Annotated in this window: 16 protein-coding genes; 8 read left to right on the top strand and 8 right to left on the bottom strand. The window is 59.0% G+C overall.

What is annotated here, in order from left to right; genetic code table 11:
• Positions 1-20: 20 nt before the first annotated feature.
• Entirely contained in the window at positions 21-1,496 is a 1,476-nt protein-coding gene (locus tag PSH88_RS13775) for a benzaldehyde dehydrogenase (protein WP_305426803.1), read from the bottom strand.
• A 287-nt stretch (positions 1,497-1,783) separates the two neighbouring features.
• On the opposite strand from PSH88_RS13775, the gene PSH88_RS13770 reads away from it, so the two are divergent.
• The 4 genes from PSH88_RS13770 to PSH88_RS13755 all read left to right on the top strand — a co-directional run bounded on the left by PSH88_RS13770 (position 1,784) and on the right by PSH88_RS13755 (position 6,412).
• Positions 1,784-3,559 carry a sigma-54-dependent Fis family transcriptional regulator gene (locus PSH88_RS13770; protein WP_305426802.1) on the top strand — a complete coding sequence of 592 codons (1,776 nt, stop codon included), beginning with the start codon at positions 1,784-1,786 and terminating at the stop codon, positions 3,557-3,559.
• Positions 3,560-3,702: 143 nt separating this feature from the next.
• Positions 3,703-4,611: an alpha/beta hydrolase gene (locus PSH88_RS13765; RefSeq protein ID WP_305426801.1), complete on the top strand. Its 909-nt coding sequence runs from the start codon at positions 3,703-3,705 to the stop codon at positions 4,609-4,611.
• Positions 4,612-4,737: 126 nt separating this feature from the next.
• Positions 4,738-5,502 (top strand): substrate-binding periplasmic protein, encoded by a 765-nt coding sequence (locus PSH88_RS13760; protein WP_305426800.1) that lies wholly within the window; start codon positions 4,738-4,740, stop codon positions 5,500-5,502.
• A gap of 91 nt (positions 5,503-5,593) precedes the next feature.
• Positions 5,594-6,412 (top strand): DeoR/GlpR family DNA-binding transcription regulator, encoded by an 819-nt coding sequence (locus tag PSH88_RS13755; RefSeq protein WP_305426799.1) that lies wholly within the window; start codon positions 5,594-5,596, stop codon positions 6,410-6,412.
• 4 nt (positions 6,413-6,416) lie between these two features.
• Here PSH88_RS13755 and otnI read toward each other — a convergent pair whose 3' ends face one another.
• From otnI to PSH88_RS13720, 7 genes are all read right to left on the bottom strand, one after another.
• A complete protein-coding gene (otnI, locus tag PSH88_RS13750; protein ID WP_305426798.1) occupies positions 6,417-7,199 on the bottom strand; it encodes a 2-oxo-tetronate isomerase in 783 nt (260 codons plus the stop codon).
• A 102-nt stretch (positions 7,200-7,301) separates the two neighbouring features.
• Complete coding sequence (locus PSH88_RS13745) at positions 7,302-8,762, bottom strand: GntT/GntP/DsdX family permease (protein ID WP_305426797.1); 1,461 nt, start codon at positions 8,760-8,762, stop codon at positions 7,302-7,304.
• Between the two features lie 185 nt (positions 8,763-8,947).
• A complete protein-coding gene (gene otnC, locus PSH88_RS13740; protein WP_305426796.1) occupies positions 8,948-9,586 on the bottom strand; it encodes a 3-oxo-tetronate 4-phosphate decarboxylase in 639 nt (212 codons plus the stop codon).
• Positions 9,583-10,881, bottom strand: coding sequence for a 3-oxo-tetronate kinase (gene otnK, locus PSH88_RS13735; protein WP_305426795.1), 1,299 nt, complete (start codon positions 10,879-10,881; stop codon positions 9,583-9,585). Before otnK ends, otnC begins: the two co-directional genes overlap by 4 nt.
• Positions 10,882-10,891: 10 nt before the next feature.
• Entirely contained in the window at positions 10,892-11,797 is a 906-nt protein-coding gene (gene ltnD / locus PSH88_RS13730; protein WP_305426794.1) for an L-threonate dehydrogenase, read from the bottom strand.
• Positions 11,798-11,838: 41 nt separating this feature from the next.
• Positions 11,839-12,543 carry a FadR/GntR family transcriptional regulator gene (locus PSH88_RS13725; protein ID WP_305426793.1) on the bottom strand — a complete coding sequence of 235 codons (705 nt, stop codon included), beginning with the start codon at positions 12,541-12,543 and terminating at the stop codon, positions 11,839-11,841.
• Between the two features lie 280 nt (positions 12,544-12,823).
• Entirely contained in the window at positions 12,824-14,443 is a 1,620-nt protein-coding gene (locus tag PSH88_RS13720; protein WP_305426792.1) for a methyl-accepting chemotaxis protein, read from the bottom strand.
• A gap of 1,139 nt (positions 14,444-15,582) precedes the next feature.
• Here PSH88_RS13720 and rfaH point away from each other — a divergent pair.
• The 4 genes from rfaH to PSH88_RS13700 all read left to right on the top strand — a co-directional run bounded on the left by rfaH (position 15,583) and on the right by PSH88_RS13700 (position 20,290).
• Positions 15,583-16,101 (top strand): transcription/translation regulatory transformer protein RfaH, encoded by a 519-nt coding sequence (rfaH, locus tag PSH88_RS13715; RefSeq protein ID WP_305426791.1) that lies wholly within the window; start codon positions 15,583-15,585, stop codon positions 16,099-16,101.
• 239 nt (positions 16,102-16,340) lie between these two features.
• Positions 16,341-17,495, top strand: a complete 1,155-nt coding sequence (locus PSH88_RS13710; protein ID WP_305426790.1) for an outer membrane beta-barrel protein — start codon at positions 16,341-16,343, stop codon at positions 17,493-17,495.
• A gap of 12 nt (positions 17,496-17,507) precedes the next feature.
• The gene (locus tag PSH88_RS13705; protein WP_305426789.1) at positions 17,508-18,041 is read left to right on the top strand and encodes a polysaccharide biosynthesis/export family protein; all 534 of its coding nucleotides are present in this window, start codon (positions 17,508-17,510) and stop codon (positions 18,039-18,041) included.
• Positions 18,042-18,043: 2 nt separating this feature from the next.
• Complete coding sequence (locus tag PSH88_RS13700; RefSeq protein ID WP_305426788.1) at positions 18,044-20,290, top strand: GumC family protein; 2,247 nt, start codon at positions 18,044-18,046, stop codon at positions 20,288-20,290.
• Positions 20,291-20,353: the final 63 nt, after the last annotated feature.

Below are 20,353 nucleotides of genomic sequence, written 5' to 3'. Positions count from 1 at the left end.
CGTCGGTCTGGTCCTGGCCGTCAGAACGGGTAGCGCGGCGCCTTATCCTTGACCGTCACCCACTGCCATTGGGTGTATTCGTCCCAATCGGCCGGGCCGCCAACGCTGCCGCCATTGCCCGAGCTGCCGCGCCCACCGAACGGGTTGATGCACTCGTCGGCCACCGTCTGATCGTTGATGTGCAGCAGGCCGCAATTGAGTTGTTCGCCAATCGCCATCGCTTGCCCGACCGAAGGCGAAATGATCCCTGCGGACAAGCCATACTCGGTGCGGTTGGCCAGGTCGATGGCCTCATCGTCGCTGGTAAAACTCACCACCGTGGCGACCGGGCCGAAGATCTCTTCGTCGAATGCGCGCATGCCCGGGCGCACGCCGGAAAGCACCGTAGGTTGGTAGAACAGCCGTTCAAACTCACCGCCGGCTTCCAGTGTTGCCCCGGCAGTCACACTCTCCGTGACGATTTCATGCACGCGTTGCAACTGTCGTTTGTTGATCAAAGGCCCCAATACCGCCTCGCCACGAGCGGCATTGCCGACCGTGATCGCCCGGGCTTTCTCTGCCAGCCGGCGGACCAGTTCCTCAGCGATCGATTCATGGGCCAGGATGCGTCCGGTGGCCATGCAGATTTGCCCCTGGTGCAGCCAGGCCCCCCAGGCGGCATTGCTCGCCGCCAACTCAAGATCGGCATCTTCGAGCACGATCAACGAGTTCTTGCCACCCAGTTCCAGGGCGACTTTTTTCAGATGACGCCCAGCCACCTCCGCGACCTTACGCCCGGCTGCGGTAGAACCGGTGAAGGCGATCATCCGAACATGCGGGTCGCGGCACAGGGCCTCACCGGCCACTGCTGCGCCCGGCAAAACCTGCAGCAATCCTTTTGGCAAACCGGCCGCCTCGAACAACCGGGCAATGATGAAACCGCCACTGACCGGGGTCTGCGGATCGGGCTTGAGCACCACCGCGTTGCCGGCTGCCAGCGCCGGTGCCACCGAACGCAGGGAGAGCACCAGGGGAAAGTTGAACGGCGAGATCACCCCGACCACGCCATGGGGCAACCGGCGTGCATAGGACAAACGCCCCGCTTCGCTTGGGAGAACCACACCATGGGGTTGTGACAGCAGACCGGCGGCCTGATGCAGCAAGACGATCGCCTCGCGAACCTCATGTTCACCCTTGAACAGGCTGCCGCCACTTTCCCGAGCGATGTACAGCGCCAATTCGGCGAAGTGTTGCTGGGCCAGGGCTGCGGCTTTGCGAAAGATCTCTGCGCGTTCCCGTGGCCCCAATGCCGCCCAGGCCGGTTGAACACGGGCAGCGGTCAGGGTGGCAAACGCGATGTCCGCCGCATCGGCTAAACCGGTGACGGTCAGTACCTCGCCGGTGGCCGGCTCGATGACTCTGTTGACGCCGCCCAATGGACGTATCCAGTCGCCATTGAAGATGCGTTCGCACCACAGTGCGTCTCGCAGAAAATCAGATGGTTCACTTACCGACATTTCGGTCTCCCGGCTCTTGTGTTTGTAATTGCCTGACGCGCCCTTGCTAAAAGGATGCAGCGTCGTGAAAGCACTAGAGCAAGGGCTGTGCCGACTTCCACCGCTGCCTCGGGTTTTAGGTGGCGAAGGCTCTGGCCTGAAGGTTTGAGAGGAGCACTGATGAAAAGGGCAAGGCGTTAGGCGCTCGGCCGACACCCGGCCACTTGTCCAAATGATAAAGTTATGTTTAATAACTGTTTTGCTAATTGATCATTTCGATCAGTCGACTCGTTCAGGGGCATATAACAATGAATAATCCCCATTCGCTGCTTCCTCATCTCGCGGTGCAGGAGGAACATTTCTCCCCCCGAGGAGACAGCACTCAACTGACCGAGGGCAACTCACCAACCCTGGCCGAGTTGACCGAATGCCTGTTCTTTTCCCCCGTTGACGGACGTATCTGGCTCAACGACCAGCGCATGCTGCTATTGCACAGTTCATCCTTCGGCGCGCTGCGGCGGGAGATTATCGAGCGCCAGGGACTGGAACAGACCCGTGGTCTGTTCACCCGCACCGGCTATTTGTCGGGTGCACGCGATGCGCGATTGATCCGCGAGCGCTGGCCAGACGCCGATGCCGCGGCGGTTTTCTCGGCCGGCACGCGCCTGCACACACTCGAAGGCATGACCAAGGTCGAACCCCTGCACTTCAAATTCGACGCCGACTCAGGCTTCTACGAAGGTGAGTTCCTCTGGCACCACTCCTGCGAGGCCGACGAACATATCGCCGCCTACGGGATCGGCCAGGATCCGGTGTGCTGGACCGAACTGGGCTATGCCATCGGTTATGTCAGCGGGCTGTTTGGCCGCCTGGTGATCTTCCGTGAAACCGAGTGCCGGGGCATGGGCCATGAGAGCTGCCGGGTGATCGGCAAGACCGCCGAGCAATGGGGCGATGTCGAACAGGACCTGAGTTACCTCACCGCCACGCCCTCCAGCGTCGCCCCCAAGCAGCGTCCAGCCCCGGCGCCCGCGCCACAGGACGACGACAGCGAAACACTCGGCGGGCCAAAACCCATTGGCGCCAGCGCCGCCTTCAACGCCGCGACCCTCGCCTTGCAGCGCGTTGCACCGACGCCGGCCACGGTGCTGTTCAGTGGCGAGTCGGGAGTCGGCAAGGAATTGTTCGCCCGTCAGTTGCATCAGTTCAGCCCACGTCATCAAGCCCCTTTCGTGGCCCTCAACTGCGCCGCGATCCCGGACAATCTGATCGAGGCCGAACTGTTCGGGGTCGAGCGCGGCGCCTATACCGGCGCGACTCATTCGCGCCCTGGACGCTTCGAACGCGCTCACGGCGGCACCCTGTTTCTCGATGAAATCGCCAGCCTCAGCCTGCCGGGCCAAGGCAAGCTGCTGCGTGCATTGCAAGAGCGTGAGATCGAGCGCATCGGTGCAAGCCAGCCGATCAAGGTCGATGTCCGGGTGGTGGCGGCAACCAATGTCGACTTGCGCAAAGCGGTGGCGGCCGGAGACTTTCGCGAGGACCTGTTCTACCGCCTGAACGTCTACCCCATCACGTTGCCGCCACTGCGCGAACGTCGTGACGACATCCCGTTGCTGGTCAATGCGTTCCTGCGGCGCTTCTGTCAGGCCTACGCCCGCAAGCCCGCCGGGCTGACCATGCGCGCGCTCAAAGTGTTGTTGCGCTATGACTTTCCCGGCAACGTGCGGGAATTGCAGAACCTGGTAGAGCGCGGCCTGATCGCCAGCGAAGACGGTCAAGCCATCGACCTGGTCCACCTGTTTCGCAACGAACCCATGCCGCAGGAAGCGTACTCTCTGGACGGCAATGGCAGCCTCGCAGCCACTGACCCGAGCCCCGCCAGCACGCAGCCTCGTCCAGCCTTGCTGGAAACCCTGGCTCGCCTCGAACACGGCTTCTCCATCGAAGGCCTGGAGTCGCGTTTGATCGACGAAGCGCTGCAAAAGAGCGAAGGCAACCTGGCCGCCGCCGCGCGACTACTGGGATTGAGTCGTGCGCAGTTTGCCTACCGATTGAAGAAGTACCGACAGGCATCGGCCTGACTCAGGCTGAGTCAATGCAGGCGTAGCAACGACTACCCGTCGTAGATGAGGGTGAAACGAAATTATCTTGCCAATATAGTTATGACAATTAACTATGTTCGAAGTTAACTTGTTTTCCCCACAACACGCGCCCCGGAGTCCACATGCCCCATAACAACAACATCGACGGCATCATTGAACAACTCAGCCAACTGCCTCCCCTCAGCTCGCTGACTGTCGATCAGCAGCGGCAACAGGCCGAACAACTCTTCGGCGCCGGCTCCTGCGCCGAGGGCGTGACCTTTGAGGCCGCCAGTCTGGCCGGCGTCAGCGGGCTTTGGGCCACTCCCACAGATGCCCGGCCTGACTTCGTGTTGCTGTATCTGCATGGCGGAGGCTACTCATTTGGCAGTGCCCAGGCCTATCGCCCGCTCGTCAGCCAACTGGCAGCCCGAAGCGGAATTCGTACCCTGTGCATCGATTACCGCCTGGCCCCGGAACACCCTTTCCCGGCCGCCGTAGAGGACGCTCTGGATGTCTACCGTGCACTCCTCGAAAACGGTGTGAACACCGAACACCTGGTGCTGGCCGGCGACAGTGCCGGCGGCGGTCTGTGCATGGCTTTGATGTTGGCTGCCAAGGCCGCTGGTTTGCCGCTGCCCGCGGCGGCGGTAGTGATGTCGCCTTGGGTGGACATGGCTCAGACCGGAGAATCCTGGAATTTGCAGAAGGCTCGAGATCCATTGCTCGGCCCGCTTGCTGGCAAGACCATCATGCCCGACACCTATCTGCAGGGCGCCGAGCCACTGAATCCGCTGGCCTCCCCCCTATACGGTGACCTTCGGAGTCTACCGCCAATGCTGATCCAGGTTGGCAGTCGGGAATGCCTGCTGGACGACTCAACCCGACTCGCCAGCCGCCTGGCCAGCGCCGAAGTGGCGGTACACCTGGACGTCTGGCCGGGAATGATTCATGTCTTCCAGAGCATGAGCGATCAACTCGAAGAAGCCCGCCGGGCACTGGACCAGATCAGCGCCTTCCTCCTTCGGCACCTGGGGGAAGATGTGTCCTGACTTCAAGTTGCGTAGAATGCGGGGTCGATACCGTCTCCAATAAACAACGGCCGGTAGACTCATCCTCCCTGTGCTCAACTGGTGACTTGTGGCGCCCTTTTATGTTCAATGCCTGAACTATCAACCATGAGCGAGCGCTCATGGGTATTAATTGCCTGTACAAAGGCCCTTTGCAGGTTTTGTCTGTCGGTATCGTTGCTTGTTGCGGGTAACGCGTCTGGCGCGCCATTGCCGCTTGAGTTGTATATCCCGGACGCGCCGCCACTGACGTTTGTCGATGACTCCAAGGGTCACGGAATGGTCGGAGAAGCCGTCCTGATGGCCATTGCCAACGCCGGTTATGTCGCTCATGTTCATGTGCTTCCCTGGGCCAGATCGCAGAAATACGTCAGCGAGAAGCAGGATCTTCTGATAGCCCCCTTGTCTCGCACGCCTGAACGCGAAAATCGCTTTACCTGGATCGCACCGATCATGCCCATGGAGCGCGCTTTTTTCAGCCTCGACCGACCGGTGAGCAGCTTTGCACAAGCAAAAAAAACCTACCGGGTGATCGGCGTCGGCCTGGGCAGTGCGCAGGAGGAAATCCTGCGTGCACAAGGCTTCAGCGACGAGCAGATCTACCCGCTGACCATTGGCGACAACCCCGCGCAGATGCTTTTGAAAGGTCGCCTTGATGCCTGGTTCAACGGTGTTCCCGAGAGTCAATACATCTGGCCGAAGATGTCTGAACGCAAGCTGTTCATGAGCCCGGTCATGAGCAGAGTGGAGCTCTATCTGGCCTGCTCCAGGCTTTGCTCCGCTCAACGGGTGCAAGACTTGCGCAAGGCGGTTGAAACGCTTCGCGATGACGGCACTCTGGCGCGTATACAGAAGCGCTACTTGTCGCCATAAGGATCCGCAACAACTCGTCCGTTGGCCGCAGATTCGCTACTATGTTTGCCCCGCTTTCCTTGCCTGCGGATTTCTTCATTCTGGAGCCCGAATGCCTAGTCAAAAGGACATCGCCGCCGAAAGCGGCGCACCGATGATCCCTGAGCAGCGCCGTGAATTGATGCTGCGCCAGTTGCGCAAGCATCAGGTGCTGAGCGTTCATCAGTTGATGGAGATGTTCGACTGTTCGCACATGACCATCCGCCGCGATATCGCACTGCTTGAGCAGGAAGGCCGTGCTTACTCGGTCACCGGTGGTGTGCGAATTGCCAGCCAGCTCCACAGCGAGCCCAGCCATCAGATCAAGGCGGTGGTCGAGTTGCCGCAGAAGCAGGCGATGGCCAAGCTGGCCGCGCGGCTACTGCATGCAGATATGACGGTTTATCTGGATGCGGGGACGAGCACCCTGGAGATCGTCCCGTACATCAAGGCGCTGTCCGGCATGACCGTGGTGACCAACGACTTCGGGATTGTCCAGGCACTGATCGATGCGCCCCATGTCACGGTGATTCATACCGGCGGGCAGCTGGATCATTCCAATCAATCGTGCGTGGGCGGTCTGGCGGTGGCCACCTTGCGCCAGATTGTCACCGATGTCGCGTTCATCTCCACCAGCTCCTGGGATTTGCGTCGCGGCCTCACCACGCCTTCGGCGCTGAAGGTGGAGGTCAAGCAAGTCGCGATGCAATCGGCTTCGCAAGTGGTGCTGGTGGCCAGCAGTTCGAAGTACGGTACGTTCAGCATGTACAGGATCGCCGGCCTCGAACAGTTCGACATCATCCTCAGCGACGACGCGCTGACCCCTGCCGCGGCCGATAGCATCCGCAAGCAGGGGGTCGAACTGTTGCTGCCTTCCGATAACAGCGTGTAAGGCGTTAGCGCGCCTTCCAGTCCCGCAGCCACTGCAAGCCGGCCGATGTGTTGCCACGGGGCCGGTATTCGCACCCTACCCAGCCGTCATAACCCAACTGGTCGATCAACTCGAACAGATAGGGATAATTGACTTCTCCCTGGTCCGGCTCATGTCGATCCGGCACGCCGGCAATCTGGATATGGCCGATGCCGTCGAAGTCCCGACGCAGTTTAGTAGCCAGGTCACCTTCGACGATCTGGCAGTGGTAGCAGTCGAACTGAACCTTCAGGTTACTGGCGCCCACTTCCTTGCAGATGGCCTGGGCCTGATCCTGTCGGTTGAGAAAAAAGCCCGGCATGTCCCGCGTATTGATCGGTTCCAGCAGCACCGTGATGCCAGTCTTGGCGGCCTGCGCGGTGGCATAAGCCAGGTTCTCCAGGTACACGCCGTGATGGCGTGGGCGATCAGTTTCCGACGGTAGCAGCCCGGCCATCACATGGATGCGTGAGTTGCCCAGCACCGCGGCATATTCCAGCGCGCGATCGAAACCGCTACAAAATTCACTCTCCCGCCCCGGCAACGACACCGTGCCGCGCTCGCCTGCCGCCCAATCGCCGGGCGGTGCGTTGAACAGTGCCTGCACCAGGCCGTTGTCGCTCAAGCGCTGTTTGAGTTCCTGAGCGCTGTAGTCGTAGGGAAACAGGTATTCCACGGCTTCGAAACCATCGGCGGCAGCGGCGGCGAAGCGGTCCAGAAACTCATGTTCCGGATAGAGCATGCTGAGGTTGGCGGCAAAACGAGGCATGGTAGCTCCTATGTATGTTTTTGTAGGAGCCAGGCTTGCCGGCGAAGGCGCTCTTAAGGACGTCTTCGCCGGCAAGCCTGGCTCCCACAAGTCGACAGTGCGTTAGACAAACGGCCAGATCAACAAGGTAATACCGAAACCCAACGTACCGAGCAAGGTGGTCAACACCGTCCAGGTGCGCAAGCCGTCGGCCACGTTCAGCCCGGACAGTTTGGTGAAGATCCAGTAACCGGCATCATTGATGTGGGACATGGCCAACCCGCCACCGCCCATGGCCAGGCACAACAGCGCCATGTGGTTCGCCGTGAGATCGAGGGTAGCGATCAGCGGGCTGATAATGCCGGCGGTGGTCACCAGCGCCACCGTGGTCGAACCCTGAACCGCACGCAACAGCATGGTCAGCAGAAAGCCCAGGGCGAGTACCGGCAGACCGGTGGTGCGCAGCATATCGGAGACGACGGCGCCGATTCCGGTATCCACCAACACCTTGCCGAACACCCCGCCGGCGCCGGCAATCAAAATCACCATGGCCACGCCAGGCAAGGCCGAGCCGATCACGTCAGACACCTGGGTACGACTCCAGCCCCGACGCGAACCCAGCAACCAGGCACACAGCAAGGTATCGATCAGCAGCGCCACCAGCGGCGCGCCGAGCACGGTCATGATGCCGCGCAGGACCGAGTCGGCCGGCAGCAACGAGGTGGACAGCGTTCCCAGCAGGATCAGAATGATCGGCAACACAATCAGGCTGACGATCAGACCAAAACCCGGTGGTGGCGCCGGCGGCAACTTCGAGACGATGCTGCTGGTGGCTTCTTCCAGGCCCATATGAGACGCGGCCACAGCGGCTCGTTCAGCGCTCTTGCCGTTGCCATTGGACCAGGCCGCCAGGTCCTCGTTGGTGACATGCGGGCCGTAGACCTCGGAACGAATATCGTCAGTCATCGGGTACACCCGACGGGTCATGCGCCCCGCTACGCGATAGCCGACATAGCAAAGGAACGCGGTGATCGGCAGACCGAACATCAGCACGCGGCCGAGGTCGGCACCCAACTGGCTGGCAGCAGCCACCGCACCAGGGTGTGGCGGCAGGAAGGCGTGTACGGTCAGCAACGCAGCACACATCGGCAGCGCGAACACCAACAACGGCTTGCGCGCACTGCGAGCGACGCCATAGGCCAGCGGCATCAGGATGATCACGCCGACCTCGAAGAACACCGGCACCCCGACCATGAACCCGGCAATCGTCAGCGCCAATGGTGTGCGTCGATTGCCGAAACGGTTAATCAACGTCTTGGCCAGCGCCTCGGCACCGCCGGAGAGTTCGATGATCCGCCCGATCATCGCGCCCAGGGCAATGATGATCGCGATATGGCCCAGGGTCTTGCCCATGCCGCCTTCAATGGTGGCGACCAGATCGGCCGGTTTCACCCCGGCCACCAGCGCCACCAGAATGCTCACCAGCATCAAGGCCACGAACGGCTGGAACTTGTACTTGAGCACCAAAAACAACAACAGAGCGATCCCTAGCCCCGCGGTAACCATCAAGATTAACGGGCTCATTTCAGAAGCCCTCCACGCCGGGTGAACGAATGGGTTCTTCTAAAAATGCCGCAGTGAAGATGAGTCATGCCTGGATGTCCTCTTGTTATTGTATTTTTCAGGCAAGCCGGGGTCGTGGGGAGTCGCTGCGCGTCTCCCGAACAGGGCCTGCGTTATCGGTCTGTCGTGAAAAAAAAACTAGAGCGCTACCAGTGCGCGCCAAAGGTCACCCGCAACTCGTCCAGTGCTGCCTGATCGAGCGGTTCGGGCTTGGGATTGCTCATCAGCCACAGCCGCGCGGTTTCCTCGAGTTCTTCCAGGGCGTAGCTGGCCCTGGAAACCGAACTTTCCCAGACCACCGGCCCCAGCCGTTCGAGCATCACGCCGCGAACGCTGTTGGCCAATTGCGCAACCTGCTCGGCCACCTTCGATGAACCGGGCCGCTCGTAACCAATCAACGGGATAGGCCCGACTTTCATCACCTGATACGGCGTCAGCGGCGGCAGGATGTTGTCCGGCTGCCAGACACCTGCCAGCGTCAACGCCACCAGATGGGTGGAATGGGTATGCACCACGCCACCGACGCTCGGGTTGCGGTCGTAGACCTGGCGATGCAGCGCCAGGGTCTTCGAAGGCTTGTCACCAGAGACCCATTCGCCCGCCAGATTGACCTTGGCGATGGTCGCCGGGTCGAGGCGGCCGAGACAGACATCGGTCGGCGTGATCAGCCAACCGTCATCCAGACGCGCGCTGATATTGCCGGCGCTGCCGACGGTGTAACCGCGTTCATAAAGGCTGCGACCGACCTGGCAGATTTCTTCGCGCAAGGCGTTTTCATTACTCACTGCGCACCTCCGGTCTGGGCCAGTTGCTTCAGCGCTTTGCTGAAGAAATCCCGACCACCGAAGTTGCCCGATTTGAGCGCCAAGGCAAGAGGCTCATCCGTGCTGCTGACCGTCGCCGGCACACCCGGATCGATCTGCGCGCCGATCTGCAGCAGCTGCACACCCAGCGCCTGAACCACGGCACCCGAGGTTTCACCGCCGGCAATCACGAAGCGTCGTACGCCGCTCTGGCGCAGGCCTTCGGCGATTTCGCCAAACGCGTTTTCCACCAGGCTGCCTGCCTGCTCGACGCCTAACTGTTGTTGCACTGCCTTGACCTCGTCCGGTGCGCTGGTGGCGTAGATCAATACGGTTTGTTCATTGTTCTTGGCGAAGGCCAGAGCCTGGGCAACCACGGGTTCGCCAGCCGCCAGGGCCAACGGATCAATCCGCAGCGCCGGCCGACCGGCTTCGAGCCAGGCTGCCACTTGCCCATTGGTAGCGATCGAAGCGCTGCCGGCCAATACCACTTCACCGCCCGATACTGCCGGGAGTTTCGAGGCATCGAGGTCACGCAATTTGCCGGCGCGACGGAAGTTTTCCGGCAAGCCCAACGCAAGCCCCGAACCGCCGGTGAGCAACGGCAGGTCGGCACAGGCGGTCCCGAGGGTGTACAGATCGCGGTCCGACAAGGCATCGGCAATCGCCATGCCGACACCTTGAGCCCGTAGCTCTTTGATTCGCTCACGCACCGGCTCGGCACCTTGGGCAATGGTGTCGTAGCGCAACAAGCCGACGTTCAGACCGGTCTGCGATTGCAGCACCCGAACCAGATTGGCGTCGGTCATCGGCGTCAGCGGATGATGCTGCATGCCCGACTCGCTGAGCAGTTGATCCTGCACAAACAAGTGACCGCGAAAGATCGTCCGGCCATTTTCAGGGAACGCCGGGCACGCCAGGGTGAAGTCGCTGCCCAGTGCCGCCAGCAGCGCTTCGCTGACCTGGCCAATATTGCCGGCCGCGGTGGAGTCGAACGTTGAGCAGTACTTGAAGAAAATCTGCTCGCAGCCTTGCTCACGCAGCCAGGCCAGTGCTGCGAGGGATTGTTCGACCGCCTCGGTGACCGGAATGGTGCGCGACTTCAGGGCGATGACAATCGCATCGGCATCAAGCCCGGCAGCCACTTCGTTGCTTGGAATGCCGATGCTTTGCACGGTGCGCATACCGCCGCGCACCAGCATGTTGGCGAGGTCCGTAGCACCGGTGAAATCGTCGGCGATGCAACCCAGCAATGGGCGTGCGGTGGTTGTGTTCATTGGGCGTTCCTCAAACCGGCTCAGTCTTGGCAGTCGGCAACTCGATGCCGGGGAAAATCTTGATCACCGCCGAGTCGTCCTCACGACCGAAACCTGCACTGGAAGCCTGCATGAACATCTGGTGGGCGGTGGCCGACAACGGCAGCGGGAATTTGCTGGCCCGCGCGGTATCCAGCACCAGCCCCAGATCCTTGACGAAAATATCCACCGCGGACAACGGCGTGTAGTCGGCCTTGAGAATGTGCGGCACGCGGTTTTCGAACATCCAGGAATTACCGGCGCTGTGGGTGATCACTTCGTAAAGTGCATCGGCGTCGACCCCTTCACGCAGGCCCAGCGCCATGGCTTCGGCGGAGGCCGCGATGTGTACCCCGGCGAGCAGTTGGTTGATGATCTTGACCTTCGAACCCAGGCCATGGCTGTCACCCAGGCGATAGACCTTGCCGGCCATGCCCGCGAGGACCGCTTCGGCCTTGGCATAAGCGTCGGCCGGGCCAGACGTCATCATGGTCATTTCACCGGCAGCCGCCTTGGCCGCGCCACCGGAAATCGGCGCATCCAGATACAGCAAGCCTTGCGCGGTCAGGCGCTGGCCCAGATCGACGGCGTAGGTCGGCGCCACAGTGGCGCAACCGATCACCAGGCTGCCAGGACGCAACGCAGCGACGGCACCACCCTCGCCAAACAATACGGTTTCGGTCTGCTCGGCATTCACCACCACGGTAATGATCACGTCGCACTCGGCAGCCATGTGCGCGGGAGAAGAACACGCCACGCCGCCCTCGCTGGCAAACTGTTCAGTCACCGCGGCACGGACATCGCAGGCATGCACATTAAAGCCACTGCGCAACAGTGAGCGGGCAATGCCCAGGCCCATCGCGCCCAGACCGACAACACCGACATTCTTGCTATTCATGGGGTACTCCTTAGTGACCGGCTTATGAGGAAAACAGCGGCCTATTCCACGCCGGCAAGGCGCAGGCGGCGGGCCGCGTTGTAGATATGGGCACGGGCGGCATGCCCGGCGGCGAGCGGATCGCGCAGCCGAATGGCCGCCACGATCGCTTGATGTTCTTCATGCACCTGACGGGAGAAATCCGCCCTGCCCGCTTCATTGGTGCGGGTGATACGGGTCGCAGCCTCCAGGTACTGGCTGACGAATTCCAGTGTCTTGAGAAAGTAGGGATTGCCCGTGGCTTGAGCGATGGCACGGTGAAAAGCCACATCGGCGCGAACACCGTCCAGCCCTTCATCCACCTCTTCATCAATGTGTGCCAACGCCTCGTCAATCTGCACCAGATCGGCCTCGCTGCGATTGAGCGCCGCCTCGCAGGCGATTTCCGCTTCGATAGCACGTCGTAGCGCCAACAGGTGAAAGACACTGCCGGGCAGATTGGCTTCGGCGTAATCGATACGCAGCGGGCGGATGTTGGCGTTGGCGGTGACGAAGATGCCGCGCCCTTGTTGGGGCTGCAGCACGCCTTCGTTCTTGAGACGGGAAATGGCTTCGCGGACCACGGTGCGACTGACACCGAAGGCTTCCGAGAGCATGGCTTCACTGGGCAGTTTGCTGCCGGTGGCGAACACACCGTTCTCAATCTTGTCCAGCAACTGCTGAGCGACGCTGTCACTCAGCACGTGAGTCGGGACCTTGTCGAACATCGTAGCCATCCTGTTTTTGTCTTGTTATCAGGTTGTCATACAGGTTGAGCAGATAATCCCCCAATGAACGGATTATGTGAAGCGTTTTTTAAAATAACATTTTTTAACATGCGTGCAGAATGGAAGCGCAACCACTGCTCAGTGGGATCCAACTGAGAGGAGCGTTGTTATCAAGGGATGAGTCGGTGCGCTTTCTGGAAGCGATTTGAGTAATGCCAGTCAGTGGAACCTGTGGGAGCGTTTAACTGTCTGGCATCGGGTGCTTTGGAACGACCACTGGCTAGATTTTGAAGCGCGCCACCGTCTGGTGCAGTGCGCCGGCCATCTGCGCCAGCTCCAGCCCGGCGCTGTCGGTATGCCGGGCCCCCAGCAAAACCTGTTCGGATAAGTTGCGAATGCCCATCAGATTGCGATCCACCTCACGCGCCACCAGTGCCTGCTCCTCCGTAGCACTGGCGATCATCATGTTGCGCTCGTTGATCTGCGAGATTGACCGGGTGATCTCTTCCAATGCTTCGCCGGAGCGTTGCGCGACTTCCAGGGTCGTCTGCACCAGGTGACCACTGCTTTGCATGGCGGTCACCGCGTGTCCGGTATCCAGCCGAATGTTGCCAATCATCTGCTCGATTTCCTGGGTCGACACCTGAGTGCGATGGGCCAGTGCCCGCACCTCATCGGCGACCACCGCAAAACCACGTCCGGCATCACCGGCACGGGCTGCTTCAATCGCAGCGTTGAGGGCCAGTAAATTGGTTTGCTCGGCAATGCTGCGAATCACATCCAGCACCGTACTGATGTCCTGCACGCGCCCGGCCAACTGCTGGATACGCTGCGAGGTGTCCGTCATGCCGTCCGCCAGCGTACCTATCGAGGCCACCGTTTCCTGAACTTGCGCACGACCACGTTGCGCGGTTTGCTCGGACACCCGAGACGCCTCGCTGGTGCTGACCGCATTGCGTGCGACCTCGTCGACGGCTGCTGTCATTTGATTGACCGCTGCTGCAGCCTGTTCGATCTCCAGGCCCTGCAACTGCAAACTGCTACTGGTCTGGCTGCTGACTGCGCTCAGCTCTTCGGAGGAACTGGCCACCCGATCGACCGACGCCGCGATGTGCTTGACCATCGCGCTCAAGCTTTGCTGCATCTGGTGCATGTTCATCATCACACTACCGTCGGCACTTGCATTCACCGGCACTTGAATCGTCAGATCGCCCTGCGCGATTTGACTCAAGAGCCGTGCCGCATCATCGGGCTCGCCACCCAACGGTCGGGTGACACTACGCGTAACGATGAGCGCAGCGACGATGACCGAGGCCAGGCAGAATACAAGCAACACCAACATGTTCCGACGCGCTTCGCTGTACAGGACAAGCGCCGACCTTTCACGATCGGCGAAAATCTTCCCTTGCAGCGTCATCAGGGCGTCCAGGCTTTTGTGAACTTCATGTTCGGCGGGGATGACTTGCTGTTTCAACTGCGCCATCGCGGCATCAAAAGCGCCCTGCCTGATCAACGCCTGCACCTGGGTGAACGCGGTGACATAAGCCTCGCGATTCTTTTTCAGGACAGCATAGGCAGCCTTGCCTTCCGGTAGATCGAACAACGGCTGGAGCGTTTCAAGTGCCTCGCTGATGCGCTTTTTGGTGGCATCGATGGCCTGATGCGCTTGCTGATTCTCTTTGTCGATCAACAAATCCCGAGTGTTCCTGGCGTTGTCCCGTACACCGGTGGCAATCACCATGATCGGCCCGATCTTTGGCCAATCCTGCTTGACGATAACCACCGACTGTTCCTTGAGCGTTGCCAGATCGAGCAACGCGTAAAATGCCATGCCCATCAGTGCCAACGGTGCAATCAAAAAGCCGATAACGATACGTTGTGCCGTGCTCAACTTGACCATCAATTATTCCCCGATTAATGCCTGCCCGACGGGCAGCACAGCAATTGGCAGTCGCCACCAACACGTTCATAAAGCAAAAAAAAAACGCCTGAAACCTTCTCGGTTTCAGGCGTCTTTGCCTGTTCATTCGCGGTGTCGATCTGCCGCCTTCGCCTGATACCCCTGTTGCCCCCGACCTGTTCAGCCAATCGATCGTCATTGACCGAGGGGGCCGCCCACACGAATGCGTTTCAGGTGGGCCTGATGTCAACGGTGCAGGCTTTGTGCCACTTAGTAGCGAAGAATGTGCTGATTCACGGAGGATTATCGCAACGACTGCGGCTTAAGCGAGTGCAGGTAATGGTTAAGTCGACTTCTCAGGAAAATCGAATGACAAGGTCAACCACTCGAGACGCGAGGACTAAAGAAAGCCAAAGCTCATTAAGCCGCCACCGACTGGTGCAGGTTGTTACTCGTGACGCTTTATAAAAGTGCATGACGCGACGTTGCCCCGCTCCGCCCGGTACAAAACACCAGCGAAACGAGGTGGGTGCGTCAATGCATAAGGCTCAGAACGTCATACTGGCGCTGTATGCCGGGTCCCGCACAGGGATGGTTTGCACGCTATCCGCCGGGACGTGGGCAGGTGCATATTCCAGCAAGGCCCGTGAGCGCGTCAAAAATACAACCTTATAAAACAACAAGTTGAAGCGTTTTAATCAATTATTGGACAAAAGGCTATATTTTTGACTAGTGACATTTGACAGGCCGCCTTGAGTGGTCGATACCTAACAAGTCGACGTATTACCAAGACGAAAGTCCGTTTAGTAGGTATACGCCGCCCCCTGGCATGTAAATTCATGATCGAAAGTACTTGTTGTTCAAAGGGCTGATGGTTCGGCCCCTTGCGGTAGCTTTGGCCATCGCAAAGATCATTTCATCTCATGACGCTGCGACATCACTTATAGCGTTAAGCAATGTTTACACTTTACATCAAGAGCTCTGATTGAGCGCAGTACAAGCCACCCCTTACTCACTACCCCGTTACGCGCGCCGAATAATTGACTCAACCTTCTTGCTTAGCGTTACTTGAGCATTACATGTTCCATTATTGATACACCTGTTCCAAGAACTTAACACTTTCTACGGAGCTTGCCAGTATGCTGACGAGTACCCAAGGCACCCACTGGTATCTTTTGCAGTGCAAGCCTCGTCAGGACGAACGGGCCCAAATCAATTTATTGCGACAAAACTACATCATATTTTGCCCGCAAATCATTAGCGAGCGCCTGATTCATGGCAAACCCCATCGATCCCTCGAGCCTCTCTTCCCTGGGTATCTTTTCATTCAGCTGAGCCGTGACGACAATTGGGCGCCTTTGCGCTCTACCCGTGGCGTCAGCCGCATCGTCGATTTCAATCATGGGCCGGCAATCGTCCCTGACGACGTCATCGAGCATCTGCGTACCCGGTGTTTTAAACCATTGAAAATTCATCCTAAACCATTCAAGCCCGGTGAAACCCTGCAAATAACCCGAGGCCCCCTGTCGACACTAGAAGGTATTTTCATGACCATGTTAGGTGACGAGCGAGTCATGATCCTGCTTCATTTCTTGAATAGAAACCAGCAAGTTCGCATTCCATTGACTGACATTGAACGACGACGGCCTCAATTGTAAATTTGGCGATTTGCTTTCAGCATCAGCACACTTTACGAAGAACTTTCTTCAACTCCGCACTCGTTGATACCGGCATTTAACGCCCACATCCATTATCGCCAACCGCCTTACCGATCCGCTCTTGAGCGAGTTGTTACCTTGACTTGTAAAACACACCTTTACGAACCAATTATTGATACCGTCCACATTCACTGCTTTCCCGGCCTGTAGTCATTGAATTCATTCCCAGGAGCAATGACATGACCATTAAGATCCACGGTCCTTTCGCACTGCTCATGATCTCTTTATGTCCCGGAACGGCCTGGAGTCTGGATCCCCAGTCCATTGATATCTATGGGTTCGATTTCACCCCCACCCTGCTGTTTTCAGAAAGTTATGATGACAACTTCCGTGAACTGGAGCGGGCGCAGTCTTCCATGGTGACAAAAGTGGCGCCCACTTTCGAACTCAAGGCTGAAGACCGCAACAGTGCCACCCGACTTATCTGGCAGCCTACCCGGTACATTTATCATGATGAATCGGATGCCTCGAATACGGCACAACGCGTGCGCCTCAACAGCATCATGGAATTCACCGACCGCCATCGCCTGAAACTTGACGCAGAAGCACGTAAATACGAGCGTACGACGTCGACCGCAGTCGATGGCATTAATGACAAGATTCGCAGTAACCGTGTCAATGGCCTCTATACCTATGGCGCCAGGAGCGCTGCCAACCAGATCGACCTGGGCGCAAGTTACGCTCAACTTCGCTACGACAATTCAGGCGGCATCAACGACGACAAAGAGCGCGATACCACGGGCCTGACCACCACCTGGTACCACCGCATCGGCAGCAACACACGTGGATTGCTGGAGTACGACCATACCGACTTTGATTACCAGTCCAACAACCGTCTCAACAGCACATCCGATGCGGTCCTCGCCGGTGCCGAATGGGATTTCACCGCACGCACCTCCGGCAAAGTCCGTGTGGGTTATGAGCGCAAGAACTTCGATGACAGCAGCGTCGATGACCTCAGTAATCCGACCTGGCAGGTGGATCTGCGATGGAAGCCACGAACCTACTCGACCTTCTCGTTTATTGCCCGCCAGGCCATGGCCGAGGGTGACGACGGTGCTGATGCCGTCAAGACCACCTCTGCCCTGTTCGGCTGGCGTCATGGCTGGACCGAACGCATCACTACGGTGGCTGGAGTCGGGTTGTCCCGCTATGAGTACGAGGGTCAGGACCGCACCGATGACCTTCGTGACTACAACCTCGCCGTGGAATATGCAATGCGCCGCTGGCTGGATATCGAACTGGGCTATCGCTACCGCAACGATGACTCCGATGCCGACAATCAGAGTTTTGAACGCAACATCTTCTTGCTCGGTTTCAACGTAAGTCTTTAAGAGGTTTTCTCCATGAACTCGCGAATGCTTGGCTTGTTGTTCGTGCCCTGGCTGTTGCCCGTGACTTTTGCAGCAGACACCGGCGCCCAGTACAAACTGGCAGCCGGCGATGTGTTGCGCATTACGGTATTCGGTGAGCGGGACCTGAGCTTCGAGAAAATCCGTCTCAACGATGCCGGAATGTTTTCCTATCCATTTCTGGGTGAGATTGCCGCCAAGGGGCTTACCCCCAAGCAAGTGGAAAAGATCATCGTCGACGGGCTCAAGCAAGGTTATCTGGTCGACCCCAAGGTCAGCCTCAACCTGATCGTCTACCGCTCGTTCTACATCAATGGAGAGGTAAAAAAACCCGGTAGCTACCCCTTCGAGCCCGGGCTGACATTGGAGAAAGCCATCGCCCTGGGCGGTGGCCTGACCGAGCGGGCTTCGATCAAGCGAGTGACCATTGTGCGCGGCGATGGCTCGCCACCTGTGACCGACAAGGTCACGCGCAGTACCCCCATCGCCCCCGGTGACACCATCTCCATTGCACAAGGCTTTTTCTAATCATGGATAACAGCCCAAGCGTATACGTCGAACGTCCGCTCCAGGCGCATCTGCCGCAGCATCAGCAGTACAGCGAGGAAAAGGACACCATTGACCTGCTCAAATACTGGAGGGTGATCTGGCGCGCCCATTGGAAAATCGGCTGGTTGATACTGCTCAGCTGTGCGCTGGCGATGGCCGCGTTGTCCTTGGTTCCCCCGCAGTACATCGGCACCACTACCCTGCTGATCAAGGAAAAAACGCCACCGGTGCTGGCCTTTCAACAAGTCACAGATTCAAGCTCCGGGTCCGTCGATTATTTGCAAACGCAACTGGCGCTCCTGCAATCGCGGGAGCTGGCCGAACGCGCAGTCAAGAAACTGAACCTCACCACTCACCCGGTGACCGATCCACGCCAGCAACCGGAATCATGGTTCACGCCGCGAAAATGGCTGGCCAATCTTGAGCTCGGCCAATGGCTGCCAATACTCGAACGCTTCGCGCCCAAGCAGGTGGCGCCCTCTGAAGCCGACGTATTCAATGAAGTCACGCGAAACCTCATGCGGCGTACCAGCGTCAAGTTCGTCGGCAAGAGCCAGTTGATCAAAATAGAAGTGGAGCTGCCCGATCCTGGCCTGGCTGCCGCGACCGCCAATGCGATTGCCCAAGGCTTCATCGATAGCCAACTCGACAACAGTCTCAAATCCTCGCAAACCACCACCAGCTGGATGAACTCGCGCCTGGTCGAGTTACGCAATAACCTGCGCAGCTCTGAGAACAAGCTCCAGGCCTATCGGGAAGCACAAGGCCTGGTCGACGTCGGCGGTGTCGCCACCATCAGCGCCAATGAACTGGAAATGACCGGCAACCGCATGATCGATGCCCGTCGTAACCTGGCGGAAGCCGAGAGCCGGTACCGCCAAGTGCAGGCGTTGAGCAATGGCGACCTGAGCCGACTCTCCAGTGTGCCCGCCGTCTTGAGCAACGCCCTGGTGCAGAAATTCCAGGCGCAACGGGCCAAGGCTCAAGCCAAGGTCGAAGAATTGTCCGGGCGTTACGGTCCAAAACATCCAACCCTGGCCGCCGCTCGCGCCGAGTTGCGTACGGCCACCGACAGTTTGCGGCTACAGGTTCGACAGGTGGTTGCCAGCATCGAACAGGATTACCAGCTGGCCAGGGCCAGTGAAAACTCGCTGCGACAATCATTCAACAGCAACAAGGCGCAGATACAGGATATTTCGCGCAAGGAATTCCAGCTGCGGGAGTTCCAGCGTGAAGTCGACAGCAACCGCGCTTTGTATGAAACGTTCGTCACCCGTTTAAAGGAAACCACGGCCACGGCGGACATGGATTCCACCAAGGCGCGCATCGTCGACCCGGCGATTGCACCCTTGGAGCCGAGCAAGCCCCGTAAAACCCTGATTCTGGCCATTGTCGCCGTCGTGGCTGCGATGATTGGCATAGTGCTGGCATTAATGTCCGAAACCCTGAACAAAACTTTCAAAACCGACGAAACGATCGAAAGCACGCTTGATCTCCCCCTGCTCAGCGTGGTGCCGCTGGTCAGGAATAGAAACCGCCGGCAACTGGCGCGATTGTTCGACGACAACGACCATCCGCGTTTTTGCGAGACCATTCGCAACCTGCGCACCTGGTTGATGCTGCACGGCGCAGAAATGCCGTCACAGGTGGTGCTCGTTGCATCGACCATGGCCGATGAAGGTAAAAGCACCATCGCCAACAACCTGGCCTCCTCGCTCACGTTGCTGGAGCGCGTGCTGCTGATCGACGCCGACATGCGCAAACCCAGCCTTTCGCTCAATTTCGATTTTCCGCCAGACGGCCCGGGGCTGGCTAATGTCCTGGCGGGTACTGCCCGGCTTGAAGACTGCATCCGCACGGTTGGCAATCTCGACATGTTGCCGGCGGGGAAGCTTTCGCCCCCACCGCTGGATTTGCTCAGTTCGCCGCGCCTGGGCCCCCTGCTCGAGGCGCTGAAGTCGCGCTACCAACGCATCATCATCGACTCCCCGCCTGCGCAGATGGTCAGTGATGCGCTGTTACTGGCCAAGCATTCGGATGCGGTGATCTACGTGATCAAAGCCGAGAGCACGCCTGTCAACCAGGTGCAAAAATGCCTTGCGCTACTGCAACAGGGCAACGCGCCGGTGTTTGGCGTGGTGCTCAACCAGGTCGACCTGAGCAAGGCTCGCAAGCAGGGCTACAGCCACTCCGATACGTTCCAGAACTACGACTACCTGTCCCGGTAAAACCTTGCACCTGGCTCTTCAGCAGCCGCCTTCCAAAACCACAAGAACTGCTTCATTCCAGTC

Source organism: Pseudomonas wuhanensis (assembly GCF_030687395.1).
In the GTDB taxonomy this organism is placed as follows: domain Bacteria; phylum Pseudomonadota; class Gammaproteobacteria; order Pseudomonadales; family Pseudomonadaceae; genus Aquipseudomonas; species Aquipseudomonas wuhanensis.
This window is presented reverse-complemented; position numbering and strand designations above follow the sequence as displayed.

What these genes read in the sequence shown, in the direction of transcription:
- PSH88_RS13775 (WP_305426803.1), bottom strand. Translation starts at nt 1,496, where the DNA reads ATGTCGGTAAGTGAACCATCTGATTTTCTGCGAGACGCACTGTGGTGC.
- PSH88_RS13700 (WP_305426788.1), top strand. Translation starts at nt 18,044, where the DNA reads ATGGATAACAGCCCAAGCGTATACGTCGAACGTCCGCTCCAGGCGCAT.
- rfaH (WP_305426791.1), top strand. Translation starts at nt 15,583, where the DNA reads ATGCTGACGAGTACCCAAGGCACCCACTGGTATCTTTTGCAGTGCAAG.
- PSH88_RS13720 (WP_305426792.1), bottom strand. Translation starts at nt 14,443, where the DNA reads ATGGTCAAGTTGAGCACGGCACAACGTATCGTTATCGGCTTTTTGATT.
- PSH88_RS13710 (WP_305426790.1), top strand. Translation starts at nt 16,341, where the DNA reads ATGACCATTAAGATCCACGGTCCTTTCGCACTGCTCATGATCTCTTTA.
- otnK (WP_305426795.1), bottom strand. Translation starts at nt 10,881, where the DNA reads ATGAACACAACCACCGCACGCCCATTGCTGGGTTGCATCGCCGACGAT.
- ltnD (WP_305426794.1), bottom strand. Translation starts at nt 11,797, where the DNA reads ATGAATAGCAAGAATGTCGGTGTTGTCGGTCTGGGCGCGATGGGCCTG.
- PSH88_RS13760 (WP_305426800.1), top strand. Translation starts at nt 4,738, where the DNA reads ATGAGCGAGCGCTCATGGGTATTAATTGCCTGTACAAAGGCCCTTTGC.
- PSH88_RS13765 (WP_305426801.1), top strand. Translation starts at nt 3,703, where the DNA reads ATGCCCCATAACAACAACATCGACGGCATCATTGAACAACTCAGCCAA.
- PSH88_RS13705 (WP_305426789.1), top strand. Translation starts at nt 17,508, where the DNA reads ATGAACTCGCGAATGCTTGGCTTGTTGTTCGTGCCCTGGCTGTTGCCC.
- PSH88_RS13770 (WP_305426802.1), top strand. Translation starts at nt 1,784, where the DNA reads ATGAATAATCCCCATTCGCTGCTTCCTCATCTCGCGGTGCAGGAGGAA.
- PSH88_RS13755 (WP_305426799.1), top strand. Translation starts at nt 5,594, where the DNA reads ATGCCTAGTCAAAAGGACATCGCCGCCGAAAGCGGCGCACCGATGATC.
- otnI (WP_305426798.1), bottom strand. Translation starts at nt 7,199, where the DNA reads ATGCCTCGTTTTGCCGCCAACCTCAGCATGCTCTATCCGGAACATGAG.
- PSH88_RS13725 (WP_305426793.1), bottom strand. Translation starts at nt 12,543, where the DNA reads ATGTTCGACAAGGTCCCGACTCACGTGCTGAGTGACAGCGTCGCTCAG.
- PSH88_RS13745 (WP_305426797.1), bottom strand. Translation starts at nt 8,762, where the DNA reads ATGAGCCCGTTAATCTTGATGGTTACCGCGGGGCTAGGGATCGCTCTG.